This is a genomic window from Acinetobacter sp. 3657 (genome assembly GCF_031456775.1).
In the GTDB taxonomy this organism is placed as follows: Bacteria; Pseudomonadota; Gammaproteobacteria; order Pseudomonadales; family Moraxellaceae; genus Acinetobacter.
Genome location: NZ_JAVDVH010000014.1, coordinates 39,812 through 61,557, shown reverse-complemented (window position 1 = coordinate 61,557; position 21,746 = coordinate 39,812). Strand labels below are relative to the sequence as shown.

General features: G+C 40.8%; 18 protein-coding genes and 1 tRNA gene. 7 read left to right on the top strand and 12 right to left on the bottom strand.

Annotated features, from left to right (window positions below; all coding sequences use genetic code 11):
- Positions 1-37 precede the first annotated feature (37 nt).
- The 3 genes from J2Y37_RS13560 (at position 38) to J2Y37_RS13550 (ending at position 1,752) form a co-directional block, all read left to right on the top strand.
- On the top strand, positions 38-727 hold the full coding sequence (locus J2Y37_RS13560; protein WP_349033146.1) for a Smr/MutS family protein: 690 nt from the start codon (positions 38-40) through the stop codon (positions 725-727).
- 84 nt (positions 728-811) lie between these two features.
- Complete coding sequence (gene folE / locus J2Y37_RS13555; RefSeq protein WP_034595062.1) at positions 812-1,366, top strand: GTP cyclohydrolase I FolE; 555 nt, start codon at positions 812-814, stop codon at positions 1,364-1,366.
- 23 nt (positions 1,367-1,389) lie between these two features.
- On the top strand, positions 1,390-1,752 hold the full coding sequence (locus J2Y37_RS13550) for a cupin domain-containing protein (RefSeq protein ID WP_349033145.1): 363 nt from the start codon (positions 1,390-1,392) through the stop codon (positions 1,750-1,752).
- A 32-nt stretch (positions 1,753-1,784) separates the two neighbouring features.
- On the opposite strand, the gene J2Y37_RS13545 is transcribed toward J2Y37_RS13550, so the two are convergent.
- The 4 genes from J2Y37_RS13545 to hemE all read right to left on the bottom strand — a co-directional run bounded on the left by J2Y37_RS13545 (position 1,785) and on the right by hemE (position 6,294).
- Positions 1,785-3,665, bottom strand: coding sequence for a DUF4105 domain-containing protein (locus tag J2Y37_RS13545; protein ID WP_349033144.1), 1,881 nt, complete (start codon positions 3,663-3,665; stop codon positions 1,785-1,787).
- A 77-nt stretch (positions 3,666-3,742) separates the two neighbouring features.
- Entirely contained in the window at positions 3,743-4,213 is a 471-nt protein-coding gene (locus J2Y37_RS13540; RefSeq protein WP_004670517.1) for a DUF3015 family protein, read from the bottom strand.
- 181 nt (positions 4,214-4,394) lie between these two features.
- Positions 4,395-5,189: a DUF817 family protein gene (locus tag J2Y37_RS13535; protein ID WP_349033143.1), complete on the bottom strand. Its 795-nt coding sequence runs from the start codon at positions 5,187-5,189 to the stop codon at positions 4,395-4,397.
- Between the two features lie 31 nt (positions 5,190-5,220).
- Positions 5,221-6,294, bottom strand: a complete 1,074-nt coding sequence (hemE, locus tag J2Y37_RS13530; protein ID WP_349033142.1) for a uroporphyrinogen decarboxylase — start codon at positions 6,292-6,294, stop codon at positions 5,221-5,223.
- A 195-nt stretch (positions 6,295-6,489) separates the two neighbouring features.
- On the opposite strand from hemE, the gene J2Y37_RS13525 reads away from it, so the two are divergent.
- Complete coding sequence (locus J2Y37_RS13525) at positions 6,490-7,728, top strand: L,D-transpeptidase (protein WP_349033141.1); 1,239 nt, start codon at positions 6,490-6,492, stop codon at positions 7,726-7,728.
- A gap of 56 nt (positions 7,729-7,784) precedes the next feature.
- Here J2Y37_RS13525 and J2Y37_RS13520 read toward each other — a convergent pair whose 3' ends face one another.
- Complete coding sequence (locus J2Y37_RS13520; protein ID WP_349033140.1) at positions 7,785-9,062, bottom strand: GGDEF domain-containing protein; 1,278 nt, start codon at positions 9,060-9,062, stop codon at positions 7,785-7,787.
- 162 nt (positions 9,063-9,224) lie between these two features.
- On the opposite strand from J2Y37_RS13520, the gene pyrC reads away from it, so the two are divergent.
- The 3 genes from pyrC to J2Y37_RS13505 all read left to right on the top strand — a co-directional run bounded on the left by pyrC (position 9,225) and on the right by J2Y37_RS13505 (position 11,001).
- Positions 9,225-10,259: a dihydroorotase gene (gene pyrC, locus J2Y37_RS13515; protein WP_349033139.1), complete on the top strand. Its 1,035-nt coding sequence runs from the start codon at positions 9,225-9,227 to the stop codon at positions 10,257-10,259.
- Positions 10,256-10,906 (top strand): ribonuclease T, encoded by a 651-nt coding sequence (rnt, locus tag J2Y37_RS13510; protein ID WP_349033138.1) that lies wholly within the window; start codon positions 10,256-10,258, stop codon positions 10,904-10,906. The genes pyrC and rnt overlap by 4 nt, the downstream gene beginning before the upstream one ends.
- Positions 10,907-10,925: 19 nt before the next feature.
- Positions 10,926-11,001, top strand: a tRNA-Glu gene (locus J2Y37_RS13505).
- Positions 11,002-11,056: 55 nt separating this feature from the next.
- On the opposite strand, the gene J2Y37_RS13500 is transcribed toward J2Y37_RS13505, so the two are convergent.
- The 7 genes from J2Y37_RS13500 to J2Y37_RS13470 all read right to left on the bottom strand — a co-directional run bounded on the left by J2Y37_RS13500 (position 11,057) and on the right by J2Y37_RS13470 (position 21,601).
- Positions 11,057-11,602, bottom strand: coding sequence for a DUF2726 domain-containing protein (locus J2Y37_RS13500; RefSeq protein ID WP_349033137.1), 546 nt, complete (start codon positions 11,600-11,602; stop codon positions 11,057-11,059).
- Between the two features lie 90 nt (positions 11,603-11,692).
- Positions 11,693-12,937 (bottom strand): NADH:flavin oxidoreductase/NADH oxidase family protein, encoded by a 1,245-nt coding sequence (locus J2Y37_RS13495; RefSeq protein WP_349033136.1) that lies wholly within the window; start codon positions 12,935-12,937, stop codon positions 11,693-11,695.
- Positions 12,938-13,022: 85 nt separating this feature from the next.
- A complete protein-coding gene (locus tag J2Y37_RS13490) occupies positions 13,023-14,615 on the bottom strand; it encodes a dipeptide ABC transporter ATP-binding protein (protein WP_349033160.1) in 1,593 nt (530 codons plus the stop codon).
- Positions 14,593-15,603 (bottom strand): ABC transporter permease, encoded by a 1,011-nt coding sequence (locus J2Y37_RS13485; RefSeq protein ID WP_004670508.1) that lies wholly within the window; start codon positions 15,601-15,603, stop codon positions 14,593-14,595. Before J2Y37_RS13485 ends, J2Y37_RS13490 begins: the two co-directional genes overlap by 23 nt.
- Entirely contained in the window at positions 15,603-16,673 is a 1,071-nt protein-coding gene (gene yejB / locus J2Y37_RS13480) for a microcin C ABC transporter permease YejB (protein ID WP_349033135.1), read from the bottom strand. The genes J2Y37_RS13485 and yejB overlap by 1 nt, the downstream gene beginning before the upstream one ends.
- A 27-nt stretch (positions 16,674-16,700) precedes the next feature.
- The gene (locus J2Y37_RS13475; RefSeq protein ID WP_349033134.1) at positions 16,701-18,545 is read right to left on the bottom strand and encodes an extracellular solute-binding protein; all 1,845 of its coding nucleotides are present in this window, start codon (positions 18,543-18,545) and stop codon (positions 16,701-16,703) included.
- 8 nt (positions 18,546-18,553) lie between these two features.
- Positions 18,554-21,601, bottom strand: coding sequence for a LysM peptidoglycan-binding domain-containing protein (locus J2Y37_RS13470; protein WP_349033133.1), 3,048 nt, complete (start codon positions 21,599-21,601; stop codon positions 18,554-18,556).
- Positions 21,602-21,746: the final 145 nt, after the last annotated feature.

Below are 21,746 nucleotides of genomic sequence, written 5' to 3'. Positions count from 1 at the left end.
ATAATTCTGCACCTATCTCGCATATTTAACTGAAATTATGAGCAAACATGATTCATCGCTTTCTAAAGATCAGTTTAATTTACTGAAACAATTTAAAAAGCAAATCTCTCAGCCACAAACGAGCAAGATCGAGCAACAAGCCGAATCGAAAAAGGTACAAGCCGTTGCTGAAGAATTAGAAGACACTGAGCTTTTTAAAAAAGCATTACAAGGTGTGAAACCGATCGCCAATGACAATATTGCTGATGTTAAACCTGCTCGTCGCAAAAAAGTAGATGCACAAACTTTAGCAAAACGCGCTGCGGCTGAAGGCTCAATTGAACATGAGTTAGCAGAAATCTCTGATACCCAAGCCATCTTAAACCCTGTCGCAAGCCAAGCCACGCTCAGCTATCGCATCGCCACTTTGCAGCACAAAGTTTTTGAAGACCTCAAAGCAGGTAAAATTCGCTGGTTTGAAGCGGTCGATTTACACGGCTGTACCGTTGAACAAGCACGCGCTGCGGTGTTACAAATTATCCAAATGGCAAAAGATGAAAATCAAAATGTCATTAAAATTGTACACGGCAAAGGCCCAGAAGCGATTTTAAAAACCTATGTCAATGGATGGCTCAGACAACATCGCGATGTACTCGCTTTTGTCAGTGCACCTGAGACCCAGGGCGGTACTGGCGCGGTTCTCGTGCTGCTTAAACGCGCAGAAAAGAACCCAAAGTACAAACAATAATCGGCATTTGGTTCAAAATTAATTTTTTCAATCGTTTTCTGATACAATTCCCGTTTTGTTCAACCCACCTAAGTGAACATTGTTATGTCTATGCAGCAATCGTACGCAAACATCTTAACTGCCGTTGGTGAGGATTTAACTCGCCCGGGCTTACAAGATACCCCTATGCGTGCGGCTAAAGCTTTTTCTTTTTTAACCTCTGGTTATAGTAAAACGCTTGAAGAAGTAACCAATAATGCGGTTTTCCCTTCCGATAACCATGAAATGGTATTGGTGAAGAACATCGAGTTTTACTCGCTTTGTGAACACCACCTTCTCCCATTCTATGGTCGCGTGCATATTGCTTATCTACCTGAAGGTCAGGTTTTAGGCTTATCAAAATTTGCGCGTATTACTGAAATGTTCGCACGTCGTTTGCAGATTCAAGAAAACTTGACCCAGCAAATCGCAGAAGCCGTTGCCGAAGTTACTCAAGCACGTGGTGTAGCTGTGGTCATCGATTCCGCGCATATGTGTATGATGATGCGCGGTGTGGGTAAACAAGAGTCAACCACGCGTACCGTATCTTTCGTAGGTGAGTTTAAAACAGATAAAGATGCACGTCGTGAGTTTTTGAGTGCAGTTCCTGAAAGTTATTAATAACCGATCTGAGCATGAAGAACATGTCATCTATTTACTTAGCAGGTCATGGTGATTTAACACCGAATCAAGCCAGTGTAGACTACCCTCGCCCTGACCGCTTAGTTAAAGGCAATCCTGAACGTCTGACTTATAGCCTATATGAACATGCGCATATGAGCTGCGGGATTTGGCAATGTGAAGTAGGTGCATGGAATATCCAGTTTGCGGACAATAAGCAGGAGTTCTTTCAAGTCATTGAAGGTATTGTGCGTATCCACGATGCCAAAACAGCTTCGTTTATTGAGGTGACTGCTGGAAATGCAGGGATTATTCCTCCTGCATTTATTGGTACATTTGAAGTGATTGAGGCAGTTAAAAAATATTATGTCATAGTTGAAGTGTGATCATTTAGAACCACACTCATCCAATTAAACCTTTAGAAAAAGCGAACATACCCCAACCCTACTTTCGTCCAATCCTTACTATCTTGCTGTTCATATTGCCAATTCAAACGCAGCGCATTATTCGCATTCAAACTATACTGAACATGCGTCCCTATTCTTAGATTCCATTGACTTTGATCCTGCCAGTAAGGCAACTCAACTTGTAGCAGACTGTTCCACTGATCGGACCATTGATTCATACAACCCCAGGTTGGTCCTACTCCAACACGCCAACCTTTGTCTAATGCACTTCCAGCTTGCAGATGCCCTTGCAATTGTGCATAACAGAGATGCTGACGATCGTAATCCGCCAAACTATAGCCCGCTTGCATATTCAGATTCATAACACCATGTTGCTGATCTTGGCTAAACTGTCCTTTTTCGACGGCTTCTTGCTTCCAACCTAAATTAAATCCCCACGTGAGTGGTGCTTTAAACGGCTGAATCGGGTTATAAGAATTCACAGCCAATAGATCTAAGTGTTCAAGTTTCAGTTGGTCATCACGGTATTGTAGTGCACCATTTAAAAACAGTAGCTGTGTACCCAATCGATAGCCACCAGATGGATCAATAAGGTCGTGATAGGCTTGACGATGCCCCAACTCAACGAACTTTTGTCCTTGCACTTCACCTACATTTATAGATAGATTTCGAGCATGATGCCCTTCAACAGGTTGAATCTTTGGTCGTGCAGGTTCTTGACGTTGTTTATCGATCTGAATCTGGCTACGTTTAGCCAATAATTGTCGCAAATGAACTTGGGCGACATCACCGTCTGCTTTATTGCTAATATATTGCAAGTACAAATCATCGTATGCCATTTCTAGGATTTTAGCCTGATCTTGGGGGATATAAGATACCAAGACAGCCGAGACTTGTTCGATCGGTGAAAATGCAACTTGATGTGCGACTTTGGCTAAGGCTGTGCCATGTTGTTTTGCTTGAGCAAGCAATTGCGTTTCTAATGCAGGACGATAAACAATGTCTTTAACCAACTTCTGCTGCTCTACAGCTTTAAGCGTCTCAATTGGAATCGCAGCATAATTAAATTGAGCTTTTAAGTTTAAATTTGGACGAACCAGATCAATTAACCCCAGCAAACGATAAGCACAATTATCACTAACAAAATAATAAGGAAAGCTCACATGCTGCATTTCCCAAATATGTTCAACCAAAAATCGTGTTTCTTCAGCGGTTAAATTCAGCTCATATTCCCACAAATCTCGACTTTCAAAGTCACCATACTCTTTTACTTTCCGATAATACGGCATCAAAGAATATTCACCAGGATACTGTCCTGTCAAACCTTTCCATGCATAAGACCAGTTATCTTGGTTGTTAACAGTTGCAGCATAATTCACTGCATAAGAAACCAAATTTAATTCTTTTTGATCTTTTGGGTCTAAACGCAATAAGGTGTGTCCAAACATTGAGCTTGGATTGCCCATAAAATCGGTTGCGTAAATCAATGTCGCTTTATAAGGATTAATCTGATTGATCCATTCTTCAAATTCAGGGCAATTCACCGCTGGTAGTTGTTTGACATCAATATTTAACTGTTGCATTAACCAACGACTACGCGCAGGAAACTTGCATCGAAATGACTGATTATCTGCTGACTCTAGAAATAATGCTTTTATATCCGCTTTTAATTCTTTATTTAAATTAGTTTTACCATCTTCAGCATAAAAGTAGCCTTGATAGTCGACTTCACTTTTTCCAGATTGATCTGCATACATTAAGCGTTGCCAAGTGATCTGTTGATCTAATTGTTTTTGTTCAGCAAGGTTAAGATAGTTTTGAATATTTGGTGTAACAGTCGCATGTGCAAAATGGCACATCAAAGTCGCAATCGCAAAAGTAGCTAATTTCATTCACATCAACAATATATTTTTAGAATTTCCATATAAGAAAACCCTGTCAAAAAGACAGGGTTCACTACCATTTCTGATTAAACGTAAGCTTTTAATACGTCATCATTTGCCATTACACTTTGTAATGAATCTAGAACTTGAAGTGTGTGTTGATTTTCGCTTGAGTAAATCTCAGCAAAGTTTGCTTTAGATACTGCGAAGAAGCGTGCCTTGTCTTCTGATTTAATTTGCATAAGTTCAGCAAGTACATTTAAGCTTTCGCCTTGACCTACCGCCATATCACGCGCTAAAGACTCAGCATTTTCATTGGTAAACGTCACAACTTGTGCAGTAACAGTTCCACCTTGACGGCAACCTAAAGTACCGAAAGTAATACCTAGTAATTGGTTAGTAAAAATACCATTGGTGGTCGCAGCAAGAATTTTAGGTCCAACACCTTTTTTACCAGCCCATACCTGTGTACCAACACCACAACCAACATCATTATCAGCCATTGCCATGGTTGAACCAGCAGCGAGTAATGCAGCTAATGCAATTTTTTTTAACATAAGAAAGTCTCCAGTATCAATTATTCTTCAATATTTGTTATTGCTATCGTGCCGTGAAAGTCACACACACAAAATAAAATAGCGAGGTTCAACTTTTTTAGCAAATGAAATTTGAAATATCGCTGAAATATTTATACAGATCCGTTTATAAATAAATTGATTAAATCAAAGAAGCGCCTATTTATTTCAATCGCCAAGTTCCATTTTTACCTCTAGTCCCTAAGATTTTAAGTACCAATACCAAACTTAACAGGAGCAATAAATACCAAGAACCAAGTTTTCCCCACCCCACCATATGCCAATTATTGACCTGACTCGGATAAAGCCAAATTTTATAAAAAGTACTGATATTTTCCGCAATCCATATGAGAAATGCGAGCAACAGTAAAACAGGCAACATCGGGATTTTAAAACGATGCTGATCCAGTTGGAAATACAATTTGGTTTTCCAAAAAATCAACACACTCCAAATAAACAGCCCCATACGAATATCTAGAATAAAAAATTTGCTCATAAAATTAAAATACGACAACACCGCCAATAACAGCATATTGCCGAAAGTGGGTAGGTTCTCGAATGAAACTTGATATAATCGCAATGATCGAGCAAAAAAACTGCCAACAGCCGAATACATAAAACCAGCAAATAAAGGCACTGTTAATAATTTAAAAATGGCAGGTTGCGGATATTGCCAAGAGGCAATGGCAGGATGAGTTAGAAAAACTTCCATTCCCATTGCCATGATATGAAACAAAGCAATGACTTTGGCTTCTTCCCATGATTCGAGCTTTAAATACAACAAGCAAACCTGAATCACTAAGGCATAAAACAACAGATAGTCATAGCGAAAGAAGCCATAATATTCATGGCTACCCATCGGGGCGGTTAATGCAAATGCAATTAAAAGCAATATACCGAATAAAGCAGCCGAAACTGCCTTAGTCAAAAAACTGAGTACCAATCCAATTAACTGCACAAAATCCGCCCTTCAAATGCGTTTAAAAATATCAGCCTAAATATTTTTGGCTGTATTCATGTACAGTATCAACAAAGATTTTAGGTTGTGCAGGGTCAACCCATTGGGTAATGCCATGACCTAAGTTTGCAACATAACCTGTTTTTTCACCATTGGCATAGGCATCATCAAGCATTGCTTTCACTGCTTTTTCAATCGATGCTGCCGAACCATAAAGTACAGCTGGGTCCAAGTTTCCTTGCAAAGCGGCACGACCAGCAACCACATCACGCGCTGTATAAAGCGGCGTGGTCCAGTCCAAACCAACTGCGTCGGCACCAGTCGTGAGGATGGTTTCTAACCATTGCCCACCACCTTTAGTAAACACGATAATTGGAATACGGCGTCCATCTTTTTCACGTTGCAGCCCAGCAATGATTTTGGTCATGTAATTCATCGAGAACTCGACATACTCACGGTGAGCAAGCGCCCCCCCCCAACTGTCAAAGATCTGAATCGCCTGTGCACCAGCATCTATTTGCGCATTGAGATAATCAATGACTGAATCAGCAAGATGATCTAGTAGAGCATGTAACACTTCTGGCTGGGCATACATCATTTGCTTAAGGAAACGAAACTCTTTGCTCGAACCACCCTCAACCATATACGTTGCTAAAGTCCAAGGGCTACCTGAAAATCCAATCAGAGGAACTTGCCCATTTAATGCTGATCGAATTGTAGAGACTGCATTCATCACATAAGCGAGATCAGATTTTGCATTTAGCTTCGGTAAATTTGCGACATCCTGTTCAGTACGCACGGTTTTATGAAACTTTGGACCTTCTCCAGTTTCAAAATACAGTCCTAAACCTAAAGCATCAGGCACAGTGAGAATATCTGAAAATAAAATCGCAGCATCAAGCTCATAACGACGCAAAGGCTGTAAGGTCACCTCACAAGCAAATTCTGCATTTTTACATAAGGAAAGGAAATCCCCTGCTTGCCCACGAGTTTCACGATATTCTGGTAAATAACGCCCTGCTTGACGCATCATCCATACTGGTGTGGTGTCTACAGGTTCACGTAACAAAGCTCGTAAAAAACGATCATTTTTCAACGTTGTCATTACCAATCTCTAAATTTTTTCAGGTGGCAAGCATGATAGCAAAAATCGTCCCAGATATATAATGCTATGCGGTACATGACTTTAACTGACGAAAAAAACGCTTGATCACAAAATTGCTACTGCAAGCTTGATCATTTTCTGTAATACTTGCAAAGTCTTATATTCCTAAATGAATAATTCTTAAGGTTGAATTACATGTTTGTTCGCTCATTACTCGCTATGAGTTTAAGTTGTATTCTTGCTAATGTTGCTTTTGCTGCGCCAACAACTGAGCAAGCATTAAATCCCCAAAAGATTTCTGCAGTCCAAGATCCGATTGATCCTTTGGCAATTGATTACGCAGCACCAAGTAGTAGTGCTGTTACATCTGCTGCATCTGAACCTCAGCTTAGTCGAAACCCAGCAGCAGATGTTGCTCAAAAAATAGAAAATACACCTGAAACTGCTGTAACAGCAGCGCCAGCTCGTGAAGCAACGTTAGATACAGCAACAACTATATCTAAAACGCCATCACAAGCCCCAGAAGTTCCTGCATCTTGGACCATGGATGCCATTAACTCCGCTGAATGGTATGAAGATATGCCAAGACGCCAATTGCCTGCTTATGCACGTGCACATGTGATGTTAAACAATGCGCATGCTTCACCAGGTGCAATTGATGGTTCAAATGGTCAAAACACGTTAAAAGCAATTGCTTCATTCCAGCAAATGAATGGTTTAACACCAACAGGTCAGCTCACCAAAGAAACGTGGGATGCATTGGTTGCCAAACAAACCAAACCTGCATATGTTGAATACACCATCACTGAAGCGGACTTAAAAGGTCCTTATGTTGACTCAATTCCTTCAGACTATGCTCACCAAGCGAAAATGAAAGGGTTGCACTACACTCGCGTAACAGAAATGTTAGGTGAAAAGTTTCACATGGATGAACGATTCCTTAGACAACTGAACCCAAAAGCAAACTTTAATAAAGTGGGCCAAAAAATTGTTGTTGCAAATGTACGCAACGATTTACCTGAAGATATTCATTTAATTGTGGCGCACAAAGGCGCAAAACAACTTTATCTATTTAACAGCCGTAACCAAATGATTGCGTCATTTCCTGCAACAATTGGCAGTACAAGTACGCCTTCTCCGACGGGTACTTATAAAGTAACGGGTGTTGCTAAAAACCCTTGGTACAGCTATTCGCCATCGAACTTTGTACAAGGAAAAAATCTTAAGCCATTATCACTTCCACCGGGTCCAAATGGTCCTGTCGGTAATATTTGGATTGGTTTAAGCAAGAAATCATTTGGTATTCACGGTACACCAAACCCATCACTTATTTCCAAGACTGCATCACATGGTTGTATCCGTTTGACCAACTGGGATGCCAATGATTTGGGTAATAAAGTTCGTTCTGGTGTAACTGTAAGATTCTTAGAGTAATTCAAATCGTTTGAATAAAATAAAACCGAATATCATTCATTTGATCTTCGGTTTTTTTAATTGTTAATATTTTCTTCGATATTTGGTAATGGTTGATAATAAATCTGATTGCGCCCTAATTGTTTGGCACGATACAACGCTTTATCAGCAGTATGGATTAACACTTCTTGGCTAATTTTTGGATTTCCATTAAAAACGGTAATCCCCAAACTGATGGTGACATGATTTGAAACTAAAGACTTTTCATGCGGAATCAGCTGTCGCTCGATGGCACGATATATATTCGTCGCAACAGCATAAGCACCTTGCGCAGACGTTTGCGGTAAAAGCACTACAAACTCCTCTCCTCCATAACGTGCAACAAAGTCCATATGTCTAATTGAACCTTTTATGGTTTTAGCGATTTCAGAAATCACTTGATCACCCATCTGATGACCGTAAAAATCATTATAATTTTTAAAATAATCAATATCGATAAACAATACAGATAAAGATGTCTGCTCTTGACACGCTAAGTCATAATAATAAGAGCACATCTCTTCAAAAGTACGCCGATTTGAAACATTAGTAAGTTCATCATGCTGACTCAGATGCAATAACTCAGAAGCTTGTAAACGTAGAATTTTTTCATCTATTTCTGAGATTTTTGACTTTAAAAATATTCGTCGCTCTTTAGAGTTGAGCATCACACTAATCGAAAAACCAAGTAATATACTGCCAATCAAGGTTCGCCCGATCATGAGGAAATCACAAGGAATTTTAAATAAATACAGAAATAGTAAAATCGCGATGGCAGCAAGCGTACCGATTACCAACATATGTAGTGGTTTAATACCACTTAGAATAAAACCCAACATATATAAGAAAGCAATCAAGACCATTGCCTGATTTTGAAGAACAACATTTGAAACGCTCATCATCAGTAATGAGGTCAGAAAAATAGTGTAAAAAACAATGGTGCAGGATGCGGGGTAAAATAAAGCATTCAATTTTCTAAAGCGCGCAAACACCCAAAATAGAAACAGTGATATGCCAACCACGATTAAACTCAAAATGCTATAGATAAAATCTGAGACAAAATCTGCACTTTCACGAATCACGATAAAGTTAGAAGGCAAAATCAACAACACAAAAATCGCATAGGTGATCACACCTTGACCAAAAAATTGGATCGCATTTACGCGTGTTCGATCAATATTAAACCGCCAGAACTCATTTTCTAATTTTTCAGGTAAAGCTTGATGGGTTTTTTTTGACTTAAAATGCTGGACAACGAGCTGCTCGAGTGCTTCTTTAGACCGCCTTAACCGCTCAAGATCATATTGATTTTCCATCCTTTTTACTCTTCTTATAATACGGTATTTTTATGCTGGATAAAAATAACACAAATCCACATCCAGTCGTGCACTTTACTTAACCACTTATCCGTAATTGTAGTTACCATTTTCACACTTTATGCATTATTATTTGTATTATTTTTAAGTTTGAAGTACACCTTGAATACTCTTACACTTTTACAACCAGATGATTGGCACGCTCACCTACGTGATGGTTTAGCTTTAAAACGCACAGTACCCGATTTGGCAAAACAATTTGCCCGCGCGATTTGTATGCCAAATCTTGTTCCACCAGTCAAAACTGTAGAAGAGGCTTTAGCGTACCGCGAGCGTATTCTTGCCCATGTTCCTGAAGGGCATAATTTTGACCCTCGTATGGTGCTTTATTTTACCGATTTCACTTCACCTGATGAAGTTCGTAAAATCAAAGAATCAGATCATGTAAATGCCATCAAACTTTACCCTGCTGGCGCAACAACAAACTCTGATAACGGTGTAAGTGATATTCGTAAAGTGTATGCAGTGATTGAGCAACTTGAAGAGCATCAAGTGCCTCTATTACTTCATGGCGAAGTCACGCATAATCATGTTGATATTTTTGACCGTGAAAAAAGATTTCTAGATGAGGTGCTTTCACCTTTACTGAGACAATTCCCAAAATTAAAAGTGGTGTTAGAACATATTACCACCAGTGATGCAGCGAATTTTGTCGTTGAACAAGATCGTAATGTTGCTGCCACAATTACACCTCAACATTTATTATTTAATCGTAATGATATGTTGGTAGGTGGTGTAAAGCCGCATTTCTATTGCTTGCCGATTTTAAAACGTCAAACACATCAAACGACATTGTTAGAAGTTGCCACCAGTGGTAGCCCTAAATTTTTCTTAGGTACGGACAGCGCACCGCATGCTCAAGATGCCAAAGAAAATGCATGTGGCTGTGCAGGTTGTTACAGTGCGCCATCAGCGATTGAACTCTATGCACAAGCATTTGATCAAGTCGGAAAATTAGAGCGTCTTGAGGGCTTTGCAAGCCATTTTGGGGCTGATTTTTATGGATTACCACGTAATACCACGACGATCACCTTAGTCAAAGAAGAACACACCGTTCCTGAGTCGCTTGATTATCTTGCTGACCAGAAAATCATTCCACTTCATGCAGGTAAAACACTGCAATGGAGAAAAGTGTGACACAAGAAAATAAAGCTCCCGTCATAGGGCAGCGCTTTCGCGGTTTTTTACCTGTTGTTGTTGATGTTGAGACAGCAGGTTTTAACTGTCAGACCGATGCACTACTTGAGATTGCATGCATTCCGATTGTCTATGATGAACAAGGGCAGTTTGTACCTGGCCCATCTTTTCAAGCGCATATTAATCCTTTTGAAGGTGCTAATCTTGATCGCCGCTCATTAGATTTCATTGGTATTGATCCTTTCAACCCAATGCGTGTTGCGATGGCTGAAGATGAACGCAGTGCTTTACGCCGTATTTTCAAGTCACTGACTGAGGTACGTAAAGCACAACATTGTACGCATGCCGTACTGGTTGGGCACAATGCGCACTTTGATTTGGGTTTCTTGCAAGCAGCGATTGCACGCACTGGCACTAAAAATCAGAATCCGTTTCATAGCTTCTCGGTGTTTGATACCGTTACGCTTAGTGCAGTGATGTTTGGGCAAACCGTCCTCGCAAGAGCTTGTATTCAGGCTGGAATCGAGTTTGATGGTAAAGAAGCACACTCTGCTTTATACGATACACAGAAGACTGCTGAACTGTTTTGCTATATTTTGAACAAACTGTCTCCTCATCTTCTTGACAGTTTGGTGACAGAACCCTAATATACACCCACCTCAAGAAGTCCCTATCGTCTAGAGGCCTAGGACATCGCCCTTTCACGGCGGTAACCGGGGTTCGAATCCCCGTAGGGACGCCAAATTTGGAAAAGCCACTGCATCTTTTAAGACAGTGGCTTTTTTATTGCTTACAGATTAAATTCCTTTTTGTTCGGTTGATTCTGTTTCAATTACAAATGCATCAGACACAAAATCAGTTTTAGCTAATGTAATAGGCGTAGCTATCGATACGCTGCTCAAACCGACCCCAAAATCTTTTTTAACTTGATCAAAATCAGGCGTCCGTTGATAACGGATAAGTCGATGACCAGCCTCGGCTATCAGCGCATCACGTTCAGCATCTTTCGCTTCCCTTCCTTTATGCGATGAGTCATCAAGCTCTACGATTGCCACAACATTAAACTGTTTATCTAATACAACAAAATCAGCGACCTTACGGTTAAATAAGTTTCGGGTTGCATATCCTTTAGCAGTCATGAATGCACTGAACGCGACCTGAGCTAGAACAATGTGCTCTGGTAGTGCCTCTCTAAGTCTCAAAAATGTTGGTTGTTCATTCATGGAGATGAGACGTCGGCCTTTTATAGGATTACGTTCTCCTTTTTTATTCCCTTTATTTACATTTCCGAAAACAAATACAAAAATTGCGCATACAATTATAAGAATAATGATCCAAATCATAGATACCCCCTTAAAAAGGAATATTCTAAATGAAGATCAAATTATTTATACATCAAAATTAAAAAGGACTCCGAAGAGTCCTTAAAAGCATTAGGCTGATTTTCGAGAATTAACCCGCCCTTTCACCACGGCTTTGATATTCCCTTTTGCATAATTTAAGAATACCAATAACGGCGACAATTTAGGATTTGGTTTTTTACCTTGTCCAATCGCTTTGAACTGTGCCGCATACCAAATGATTTCCATGATTGCCATTTTATCGACAAAAGGAATGCCTGTTTTGATTTGGTTTACCGCATAACGTACATCATGACCTGCGATTAAACGATCGGTTAAATCTGTTTCAACAGCCAATGGACGAGCAATACCAATAAAATCGCAGGCACCACTTTCAAGCGCAGCATTCATACCAGCAACAGTGCGGAAGCCACCTGTCACCATTAATTTACAAGAAACATGCTGACGGATTTTTTCAGAGAACTCTAAGAAATATGCTTCACGTGCAATCGTGCTTGCCTTACGAGAACTCGCTTTAGCACCAGCCATTGCCGGGGCTTCATAAGTACCACCAGAGATTTCAATAATATCAATACCAGCAGCATCTATAGCCTTGAATACCGTAATCACATCTTCTTCAGTAATCCCACCACGTTGGAAGTCCGCAGAGTTAAGTTTTACAGAAATAATAAAGTTTTCTGAGGTTGCAGCACGGACAGCCTTATATGCTTCAACCAAGAAACGCATACGATTTTCAACCGAACCACACCACTCATCAGTACGTTTATTGGTCAGCGGTGATAAAAACTGGCTAATCAGATAGCCATGTGCACCGTGTAACTGCACGCCTTCAAAACCCGCTTTCTCGCAAATCGCAGCAGCTGTGGCAAAGCGCTGAATAATATCTAAAATTTCTTCATGCTTGAGTTCACGTGGTGTACCAAACATCGTCGCCAACATCGGACTAAATGGAACAGCAGAAGGCGCAACTGTTTCTTTATTCAAACCTTTTGGACATTGACGACCTGGATGAGACAATTGAATCAACTGTACCATACCGTATTTTTTACCGACTGCAGCCCATTGTTGTAGTCTTGCCAAATCACGTTCAGTTTCTATTGCAACGACACCAGGCTCGTTCTTGGCAGCGATATTGACCATGACATTACCTGTAATAGCACAGCCCAAACCACCTTTAGCCCATGCTTCATATAGCCCGATATGCAAATCATTGGGTTGTCCTTCATGATTGGCCAATGCTTCACTCATCGCACCTTTAATAATGCGGTTTTTAAATGTGGTATTACGAATGGTGATACTGTCTGCAATCTGACTCATGGTCATCCTCTGCTACAAAAGTTAGAGTACTTATTCAATTATAATCTGATCACTTGACAATACCACATGTCAACTTAATTACAAGCTAGTACTGACTGGCAGCAATCAACTGACGGGTATATTCTGTTTTTGGTTGTGAAAAAAGTAACGCAGTTGATTGATATTCCATTACTTTTGCATGACGTAATACCATGACCTTTTGACAGAGTGCTTTGACGACTTGCAAGTCATGACTGATAAAAATATAACTAATCTGCTCTTGCTGTTGCAATCGTCTGAGCAACTTCACGATTGCACGTTGTGTTGTTCGGTCTAAGGCTGAGGTCGGTTCATCCAAGATCATCAATTTCGGTTGTAAGACCAACGCACGTGCTAATGCAACACGTTGCCGTTGACCTCCTGATAGCTCGTGTGGATAACGATTTTTAAAATCAATCGGCAATTCCACTTTCTCAAGCGTTTGCTCAATCTGTCGCTCTACAACAACCTGATCTAATGCTTTAAGCGCCAATCCTTCACCGATAATCTGTCCAATCGTCATACGAGGATTTAAGCTACTAAATGGATCTTGAAATACAATCTGAAAATCAGTGCGCAATGGACGTAATTTTTTTTCATTGAGTTGGTTTAAATCTTTCCCCAAAAAAACAATTTTCCCTTCACTCTCAATCAAACGGGTAATTGCTAAAGCCAAAGTTGATTTACCCGACCCACTTTCTCCCACCACACCTAAAGACTCACCCTGCTCTAGCGTCAAATCTAATGGTTCAACCGCAGTAAAATAATCTTTCACTCGATTCAACAATCCTTGTTTAATCGGAAATCTAACCCCTAACTGTTCTAATTCAAGAATGACCTGACCCTCTGTATATGAGAGTGCCTGACCAAAATCATGATCCAGTAAATGCTGGGTATAAGCCGCTTGTGGACGAGTAAAAATCTCATTCACCGCCCCTTGCTCTTCCACTCGCCCTTTATTCATGACAATCACGTCATCAGCATAGCGCTTGACCAGATTCAAATCATGACTGATCAAAATCATCGCCATATTGCGTTGCTGCTGTAGCTGTTTCAGCAAATTCAAAATTTGTGTTTGTAAAGTGACATCCAATGCCGTTGTTGGCTCATCTGCTATTAAAATATCGGGCTCTAGCGCCAAAGCCATCGCAATCATCACCCGTTGACGTTGTCCGCCAGATAACTCATGCGGATAACGACGTAATTTTTGTTCTGGTTCAGGTATACCCACATCGTTCAATAAGGCAATGACTTTTTCTTGCACCTCGGCTTTAGACCAACCTTGCAATAACAAACTTTCTCCAATGATTTTTTCTACCCGATGTAAAGGGTTCAAAGCGGTCATCGGTTCTTGAAAAATCATGGCAATTTTTTGTCCACGAACTTGTCGTAAAGCTGGCGTATCTAAAGCCAATAAGTCTTGATCCTGTAGCCATGCTTGCCCTTGTATTTTTAAATGGTTAGGCAATAGCCCCAACAAAGCCAAACTACTGACAGATTTGCCTGAACCACTCTCACCCACTATTGCTAAAGTAGCTCCAGCACATAAATCAAAGCTCAATTGATCAACCAAAACCTGACCTGTCGCTGTGGAGACGGTGAGTGCTTTGACCTTGAGCACATCATTTTTTATAGAATCATTGTCTTGGATCGAATGCATCACGTGTCGCCTCCCCAATATAAATCAATAATGACAACACAATTGCAAGCGTAAAAAAGCCTGACAATGCTAACCACGGGGCGTTGAGATTATTTTTTCCTTGTAATAACAATTCACCAAGAGAAGCCGCATCTGGTGGTAAACCATAGCCTAAAAAATCCAATGCCGTTAATGCCGTGATATTTGCAGTCAACATAAATGGGAGTTGTGACAAACTCGAACTCATGGCATTGGGTAAAATATGCCGAAAAATAATGGTTCGATCAGTCACCCCAAGCGCACGTGCGGCCCGAACATAATCAAAGTTTCTGGCGCGTAAAAATTCTGCACGAACCAATCCAACCAATGCAGTCCAGCCAAATAACAACATAATTAGAAATAGCCAATAAACGTTGGGGGTGAACATACTCACAAGGATCATCACCATAAATAACATTGGCAACCCCCCCCAAACTTCGAGAATACGCTGTCCAATTAAGTCAATCCAACCGCCATAATAGCCTTGGATTGCACCCACAATAATGCCTAATACCGCCGCGCAAATGGTTAAAGCAAAACCAAATAGCAAGGACACACGTAAACCATACAGTACCCGCGCCAGTACATCCCGTCCTTGATCATCCGTCCCCAACCAGTTTTGTGCAGTCGGCTTAGAGGGTACAGGTACGGTTAAATCAAGGTTTGGTGTCTGAAATGAAAAAGGAACGATAGGTGTGAGCATCCAGCCATGAGCAGAAATCAACTCACGCACTGCTGGGTCTTGATAGTCGGTTGCGGTCTCAAACACACCACCATAAGTGGTTTCTGGATAATCTTTAAAGACAGGAAAATAAAAACTGTCTTGATACTTCACGATCAAAGGCTTGTCATTGGCGATAAACTCAGCAGCCAATGACAAAATAAAAATGATCATAAATAGAATAAAACAGCGGAAACCGAGTTTATTTTTCTTAAAGCGGTTTAAACGTGCTTGCATCACGGGAGACATTATTTCACTCCTCGCGCATCAAAGTTAATACGAGGATCAATCACCTGATACAGTACATCACTGACTAAACGTAGAATCAGTCCAAGTAAAGTGAATAAGAACAATGTACCAAAAATCACAGGATAATCACGCTGCACAATTGCTTCAAAGCCGAGCAGCCCAAGTCCATCAAGATTAAAAATAATCTCAATAAATAAATTACCAACGAAAAAGATTCCAACCAATGCTTCAGGCAATCCAGCAATCACAATCAACATGGCGTTACGAAAGACATGACCATACAACACGCGATTTTCAGTCAGTCCTTTAGAACGTGCCGCAAGTACATATTGTTTGTTTAATTCTTCCATGAAAGAGTATTTAGTCAGGTAGGTTAAACCTGCAAAACCACCCAACACGATACTCAACAATGGCAAACTCATATGCCAAAAATAATCTTTAATTTTGTCGAGCATACTGAGTTGGGAAAAATTCTCTGATACCAATCCTTGCAGTGGGAACCATTGGAAATAACTGCCACCCGCAAAGAACACAATCAATAACACGGCAAACACAAAAGATGGGACGGCATAGCCTACTGCCAATAATAACGATGTAGATTTATCAAAAATCAAGCCATGCTGTTTGGCCTTACGTATTCCCAATGGAATAGATACCAAATAAATTAACAGCGTACTCCATAAACCCAATGAAATAGTGACTGGCATTTTTTCATAGAGTAGTTGGGTAACAGGCTTATCTTTAAAAAAACTGGTGCCAAAATCAAAAGATAGATAACCTTTGAGCATAAGCCAAAAGCGTTTGGGCGCTGATTTATCAAAGCCATACTGCGCCTTGATTTGCTCCACCATGTCCGCACTCAGCCCTCTGGCGCCCTGATATTGAGTCTGGGAACTTTGTTGTGCTGTTTCCCCTCCAGACAACCCCACACCTTGGAAATTTTGCGCTTGCTGAATCGCTTGCTCAACAGGTCCACCTGGCGCAATTTGAATCACTGCAAAATTAATCAACAAAATAAAAAACAGAGTTGGAATAATCAGGAGTAGCCGTTTGAATATATATGTTCCCATCAATCTTATCCCTATTGTCCAGACTGATTATTTTTTCCGCAAATATTGACTTACTTTCTTTGCTTTTTCAGTATCCACCCACCAGTAATCAACACCAATCGATAGTTTTGGTTTTTGCGTTGGTTGTTGGTACATATCCCAATACGCCAACCATGTTTCGGGCTTTCCATACGTTGGAATATGATAGTAGCCTGCTCGCAATAACCGATCTAATACACGAGTATGCAATACCACTTGTTCACGACTCTCGGCAGCAATAATTTTTTGGATCACTTGATCAATGGCTGGGTTTTTAATACCTGCAAAATTATAGTTTCCTTCCTCATCTGCAGCCTTTGTTCCCCATAACTGTGCTTGTTCCTTACCAGGTGTAATGGTCTGAGGTAAGCGCATGGTGGTTATATCAAAATCACTGCGTCGCATTCTCTCAATATACTGTGGCACATCGACATGCCGAATAGTGACTGTGATGCCCAAACGTTTCAAATTACGAACAAAAGGCATTAATGTCCGTTGCATACCATCTTGGTGAATTAAAAGTTCAATTTCAATTGGCTTAGCTTGACGATCAAGTAAGCGACCATTTTTGACTGTATAACCTGCATCTTGCAAGATTTGGCGAGCAGACAATAAATTTTGTCGATTGAAACCGCTGGCATCCGAAGCTGGAAATTTCCAATCCGCCAAGACACCTTTTTGCATCAATGGATTTAATTTAGATAAGTAAGGATTGATTACTGACATTTCTGCTGCGGATGGTCTTCCAACTGCGGCTAACTCACTGTTGGCAAAGTAACTTTGTAAACGTTGATATTGTCCATAAAACAGGGCTTTATTTTGCCACTCAAAATCATAGGCATAGCTTAGTGCTTTACGTAAATTAATATCATCGAATGGTTTTCGTCTGGTGTTAAATACAAAGCTCTGAAAATCTAAGGGCTTTGCTAAATTTACTTTATATTTCTTGACCAAGCCATCTCGAACTGCGGGAAATTTATATTCAGTCACCCAACGACGCGAAATATTTTCTTCCTGCAAGGTAAATTGCCCAGATTTAAATCCTTCAAAGGTCACATCCAAATTACGATAGTACACATATCTGAGGCGATCAAAGTTATAACGTCCCCGATTGACAGGTAAATCCTTCGCCCAATAATTTGGATTACGTTTATAAGTAATACTTCGACCTGCATCAATCCGATCGATCAAGTATGGCCCTGATCCCAAAATTGGCTGCATGGTGACACGGGTAAAATCTCTATTTTGCCACTCTTGCTTGGAATAGATCGGTAAGCTTGCGACGATTAACGGCATTTCAGCATTGTCATCAGATTTAAAAGTAAATTTGACTTGGTATTTAGATAACACCTCTGTCTTTTCTAAATCTGACAAATACATTTTCAAGCCTGGATTGGCTTTTTCTTGATAGGTATCAAAAGTAAATTTGACATCATCAGCAGTCAAAACATCGCCATTGCTAAACCGCGCTTTGGGGTTCAGATAAAAAATAACAAATTTAGGCTTATGTGGATCATATGTGGCCCTTTCCGCCAGCAATGGATACATGACATTCGGCTCATCTAAGGAAGAATCCATCAAGGTATCAAATAAATAATTGACCCCATCGGTTGAACTGCCTTTGCCATTCATACTGTTCAGATTATCAAATGTTCCATTACTCGACTGGCTCAGCATCCCACCTTTAGGTGCATTTGCATTTGCATAAGGCATCACTTTTAAATGCGAATATTGAGGTGTTGCATGCACAGCCAAAAAAGGCGTGGTTTGTTGAGTAGCCAAACTGAATTGGCTACTCAACCCCAAACCAAACAAAAGGATGAGGGTTTGTGCTCTTCCATGAGACAAGTTCATATTTATCCTTATAAATTTGGAACTTTAATGACGTCACCGATACGTAATTGAGTATTTGGAGCTAAATCATTCATTTCCGCAAGTGCGTTGGTTTGTAAACCATATCGACTGGCTAGACCGATTAAAGTATCACCCCGCTTAACTTTATATTCCGTCACAGTTTTAGGGATCAAAATGGTTTGACCACGTTGTAAACCTGTATTGGCGCGCAATTGATTTAAATCTGCTAACTCACGCCCAGTCATCCCCAAACGGCTCGCAATACTATTCAACGACTCCCCTGCTTTAACGGTATATTGTTCTGTATTTGCAGTATTTCGGTTTGCTGGTGCGTTACTTGCTCTGTTAACTTCTGGTTGAGCTGGTGTTTCGGCTTTAGCCACTTCGCCAGTTAATTTTAAACGTTGACCGATACGCACACCCGAAGTTGGTTGCAAGCCATTCAAGTCCGCCAGATAGCTCACTTGTAAGTTGTATCGACCAGCAATCGCATTCAAACTATCCCCTGACTGAACCACATATTGATCAGGAGTTGTTGAACCTGCAGGAATCTTCAAGCTTTGCCCGAGACGAACACCGCTATTTGACTTCAAATTATTCAGCTCAGCCAATTCATTCAGTGTGATCTTTGATCGGGTTGCAATACTGGATAAAGTATCGCCACGTTGCACGGTATAATTTTCAGTTTTATAGCTGGTCGATGCGGTTACATTTTCATATTTAACCGTACTTTTAGTCTCAGCAACTTCTTGCAGAGGAACATTGATTTTTTGCCCGACCAACAAACTACTACTTGCAGTTAGGCCAGAGGTTAGATCAGCAAGTTCTTGGTTAGATAGCGCATATCGATCAGCGATCAATTTCAAATATTCGCCACGTTTAACCGTATAAGATGTAGTGGCAACTTTTTGTGTGGCAGCAGCTTTTGTTTCAGTCGCGCGGGCTGTTTGTTGCGGAGCACGCGTATTATTTTTTGGTTCTTTGAGCGTTAATCGTTGCCCAACAAACAAACCATCTGTCACCGACAAGTTATTGTAATCAGCCAATTGCTTAAGCGTTAAATCAAAACGAGCCGCTAAGGTGGTTAGGCTATCACCCGATTGTACAACATAGCTCTCAGGTTTAGCTTCAGTTGCTTTTACAGCTTCGGCTTGAGGCTTCGCATCATATAAATATAAACTTGTACCTACAAATAAAGTCCCTGCTGGATCAACTTGGTTCCATTTGGCAATATCACGCCAACTCACACCATTTTTTTGGGCAATCACAGCTAAAGTATCACCCGGCATGACCACATAGGTACTACGCTTGCCTTTTGGTGCAACCACGACAACATCATTGTCAGTGCTGATATAAGGCTTACCCTGATTACGTTTGGCATCATCACTATTCGCCGTCGCTTTGTCTTCAACCAAGTTTTTCGGATAAGCAAAACCTTTACTGACTTCTTGACCTTTTTCGTCGGAGACCGATTGGCTCGTCTGAATCGCAGTTAACTTAATCTTGCCGTCAAATGGATCTACGATTTCAGTGCCTTTGGGTGCAATCGCTTTGATTTCAGCAACAACCTGATCCTTTTCAGCTTGTGTTGCTTGAGGTTCTAATACCTGTGTAGCAGACTTCGGCTCACCTTCGATTTTCATCGCTGCAACAATTTGCTCACGCTCTTGATTTGAAATTGGCGGCTCTATATTTACAGGCTTTACATTTGCAGCTGGAGTGATGGCAACAGGAATACGTGGCGCACTTGGCACATTCGCTGATGCAGCAAATGATGCCAACGCATCAGATCCACGCGGAGTATTTACCTTAACATTGGTTGCTGCTGTCGTTGAGCTTGGACGTGAAGTATTACTCGCGGTCAAAGGTGCTGAGGACTTTGGTGTGGTGCTACTCGTCTGTGCTGGATTGGTTGTGGTACGAATCGTGGTTGATGCACCTGATGAATTGTTCATCACAGGTGGTGGCGTTTTACTTGCCCAAAAACCACCTGAACCAGCTTTATTAGAACGCAATCTTGCATCGATTGAAGGGCTTAGATCTGCTGGAATTAAGATTCGCAATGGACTCATCGGATCCATCGTCTCGCCACGATGCGCAGGGTTTAAGGCATATAATTCCGAACGGCTTAGACCTGTGATCGATGAAATTTCATTCAATGATAAAGGCGCAGCTAAGTTAACTTCACGAAAGTGAGGTCGATTGGCAATCGGTGGTAACGCAACACCATAAGCATTTGGATTTTTAATAATTTGTGCGACAGCTAAGAAACGAGGTACATAGTTCATGGTTTCTTGTGGAAGTTTTAAAGACCAGTAATCCGTCGGTAAACCTGCGGCTTTATTACGGTTAATCGCTTGTTGAATACGTCCTGGCCCTGCATTATAAGCAGCCAAAGCCAGTTCCCAAGAACCGAATTGATTATATAAACTACCTAAGAACTCATAGGCAGCACGTGTAGATTCCACAACATCACGGCGACCATCATATAAACTGGTTTGTTGTAAACCATAGATACGCCCAGTACTTGGAATAAACTGCCATAAACCTGCCGCTGCTGCGCTACTGGTCGCCGCAGGATCATAGGAACTTTCAATCACAGGCAATAATGCGAGTTCGGTTGGCATGCCGCGACGTTCTGCTTCTTTCACAGTGTGATATAAATATCGACTGGCACGTGCGCTTAGACGGTCTAGATAAGGCTGACGAGAAATAAACCAACCACGTTGTGCTTCAATTCGAGAGTCCCGACGATTCAAATCCATCTTGAAACCTACGGTCATTCGCTTCCACACATCACCGTGTTTCAACACCAGTAGGCGATCACCTTCTACTGCTCGCATATCCGTCGCTGAAAGTAAATCTTCAAGTGAATCTAAACTACTTGCATCTAAATAACCCGAGCCAAGTTGCTTAGAAGACGAAGCCTTATTTGATTGAGGTGTTGAGGAACACCCCGTTGTAATTCCCAACGCAGCCAGAGCAGAAGTAAGTACAGTAATTTTGAATAATGATGTTGCAGATGCTTGCCACACCAATGTGTTCGATTTATACATAAAATCTTCCAGTCCACTTACGCGAGTTTATTACTTTGATTTGCCATTGTAGTAAAGCATGTCACTTAGACAAGGCAATAATTTAACGTGATTTGCATGGAAATGTTACAAGAAATTAAAAAAGATGAGTTTTGTAACGCTCACA